Source organism: Dietzia sp. B19, assembly GCF_014145155.1.
Lineage (GTDB): Bacteria > Actinomycetota > Actinomycetes > Mycobacteriales > Mycobacteriaceae > Dietzia > Dietzia natronolimnaea.
This window is the reverse complement of record NZ_JAALED010000390.1, coordinates 11,028-13,812: the sequence shown is the minus strand read 5'-3', so window position 1 is coordinate 13,812 and position 2,785 is coordinate 11,028. Positions and strand designations below refer to the sequence as shown.

General features: G+C 69.9%; 2 protein-coding genes and 1 pseudogene. All 3 read right to left on the bottom strand.

The annotated features are described in order from the left end of the window. A pseudogene (locus tag G6020_RS11500) lies at window positions 1-333 on the bottom strand (peptide chain release factor N(5)-glutamine methyltransferase); the annotation flags it as partial. Window positions 334-336: 3 nt separating this feature from the next. Then, window positions 337-1,422: a peptide chain release factor 1 gene (gene prfA / locus G6020_RS11495; protein WP_182610722.1), complete on the bottom strand. Its 1,086-nt coding sequence runs from the start codon at window positions 1,420-1,422 to the stop codon at window positions 337-339. Continuing rightward, window positions 1,419-2,785: transcription termination factor Rho (rho, locus tag G6020_RS11490; RefSeq protein WP_182610721.1), on the bottom strand; the 1,367-nt coding region annotated here is incomplete at its 5' end. The genes prfA and rho, both read right to left, overlap by 4 nt.

Genomic DNA, 2,785 nt, shown 5'->3' with positions numbered 1-2,785 from the left:
GGCGGACAGCGTGTCCTCGACGAGCAGTTCCGTCTCCGGCCTGGGGATGAAGACCCCCGGGCCCACCGCGAGGTCGAGTCGCCCCGACACGGCCCGGCCGAGCAGGTACTGGAGCGGGGTCCGGTCGCGGGTGCGGGCGGCGACTATCCGTCCGACCTCGGCGACCCCGGCCGCGCCCACCCCCTCGACAAGTGGGAGCGCGGAGCGTCCGACACCCAGGACGTGTGCGCAGATCAACTGCGCCTCCACGAGTGCGGAGTCGATGCCGGCCGCCTGTAGCTCGCGCGCCGCCGACCTCACGACCCCGGTCGCCGGCACGGGGCGGGGGTCCACGGCCTACGCGTCTTCCATACGTCTGCGACGGTCCTCGGCGGCCAGGGCGTCCAGGACCGCGTCGAGGTCACCGTCGAGCACGGCGTCGAGATTGTGCGCCTTGAACCCGACCCGGTGATCCGCGATGCGGTTCTCCGGGAAGTTGTAGGTGCGGATCCGCTCCGACCGGTCGACGGTACGGACCTGGGTGGACCTGCCCTCGGAGGCCTCGGCGCTCGCGGCCTCCTCGGCCGCCGCCTGGAGCCGGGCGGCGAGGACCTCGAGTGCGCGCTGCTTGTTCTGCAGCTGACTGCGTTCGTTCTGACACGTGACGACAGTTCCGGTGGGCAGGTGCGTGATCCGCACCGCCGAGTCGGTGGTGTTGACACCCTGCCCGCCCTTGCCGGACGAGCGGTAGACGTCGATCCGCAGATCCGACTCGTCGATCTCGACCGGCCCCACGTCCTCGGGCTCCGGGAACACCAGCACGCCGGCGGCCGACGTGTGGACCCGGCCCTGCGACTCGGTGACCGGTACCCGCTGGACGCGGTGCACCCCGCCCTCGAACTTCAGTCGCGACCACACGCCCTCGCGGGAGGGGTGCCGGGACCGGATGGAGAACGAGGCGTCCTTGTAGCCGCCCAGGTCGGACTCGGTCACCCCGAGGACCTCGACGACCCACCCGTGCTTCTCGGCGTACCGCGTGTACATGCGGGCCAGGTCCGCCGCGAACAGGGCCGACTCCTCCCCTCCCTCGCCGGACTTGATCTCCATGAGCACGTCGTCCGCGTCATGGGGGTCCCGCGGTGCCAACAGGTCGGCCAGGCGCGACTCCAGGCGCGTGGCCTCGGTCGCCAACCGCTCGGCCTCCTCGGCGAACGACGAGTCGTCACCGGCCAGTTCACGCGCGGCGGACAGATCGCCCCGGGTCGACTCCAGCGCGCGGTAGCACTGCACCACGGGGGTCAGCTCGGCGAATCGCTTGCCCACCCTGCGCGCGGCCACCGGGTCCTCGTGGAGCGCCGGGTCCGACAGCTGCGCCTCGAGGCCCCCGTACTCGGAGAGGACGTCGTCGACCGAGGACGGCGATCGTCCCGGGGCCTCTGTCACTCCTCGTCCTGCGGCAGTGTCGGGGTCGTCTTGGCCACCTGCAACAGGAACTCGTAGTTGGTGTTGGTCTTGCGCAGTTGCGACATCAGGAGGTCGATGGCCTGGTGCGAGTCGAGGCCCGACAGCACGCGCCGCAGCTTGTGCATGACACCGGCCTCCTCGGGCGTCATCAGAAGCTCTTCCTTGCGCGTGCCCGAGGGGCCCACGTCGACCGCCGGGAACACGCGCCGCTCGGCGATGCGCCGGTCCAGTTTGAGCTCGGCGTTGCCGGTGCCCTTGAACTCCTCGAAGATCACCGTGTCGCCGGCGGACCCGGTCTCGACCATCGCCGTGGAGATGATGGTCAGGGACCCACCGTTCTCGATGTTGCGCGCCGCCCCCAGGAACCGCTTGGGCGGATAGAGCGCCGTGGAGTCGACACCACCGGACAGGATGCGCCCCGACGCGGGCGACGAGTTGTTGTAGGCGCGGCCCAGCCGGGTGATCGAGTCGAGGAGGACCACGACGTCCTGCCCCATCTCCACCAGCCGCTTGGCCCGCTCGATCGCGAGTTCGGCGACCTGGGTGTGATCCGACGGCGGACGGTCGAAGGTCGAGGCGATGACCTCACCCTTGACCGACCTCTGCATGTCGGTCACCTCCTCCGGTCGCTCGTCGACGAGCACGACCATGAGGTGGCATTCGGGGTTGTTGACCGCGATCGAGTTGGCGATGTTCTGCAGGATCGTGGTCTTGCCCGCCTTGGGCGGGGAGACGATCAGCGCTCGCTGCCCCTTGCCGATGGGCATGATCAGGTCGATCACGCGGGTAGAGAGGATGTTCTTCTCTGTCTCGAGGCGCAGACGCTGGTTGGGGTAGAGCGGCGTGAGCTTGCCGAACTCCGGACGGTTGCGGGCATCCTCGAGGGGCCCTCCGTTGACCGAGTCGATCCTGACCAGCGGGTTGAACTTCGCCCGGTTCTTGCCACCCTGATTGCCGCCACGACCGCCACCCTGCCCGCCGCCGGGCCCGTCGTTCTGGGTGTCGCTCTGGCCGTCCCGCGGCATCTTGACCGCGCCGGTGATCGCGTCGCCACGACGCAGGCCGTGCTTGCGGATCATGTTCATCGAGACGTAGACGTCGTTCGAACCCGCGAGGTAACCGGAGGTGCGGACGAACGCGTAGTTGTCCAACACGTCGAGGATCCCGGCGACCGGCTGGAGGACGTCGTCGTCCCGCACCTCGGTCTCGCCCTCCGACGGACGGCCACCGCCACCACCGCGGTTGCGCTCACGCCGGCGACGGCTTCGACGACCGCGGCCGCTCCCGTCGTCGTCATCACGGTTCTGACCGTCGCCGCGCGGGCCGTTGTCCCCGCCCTGCT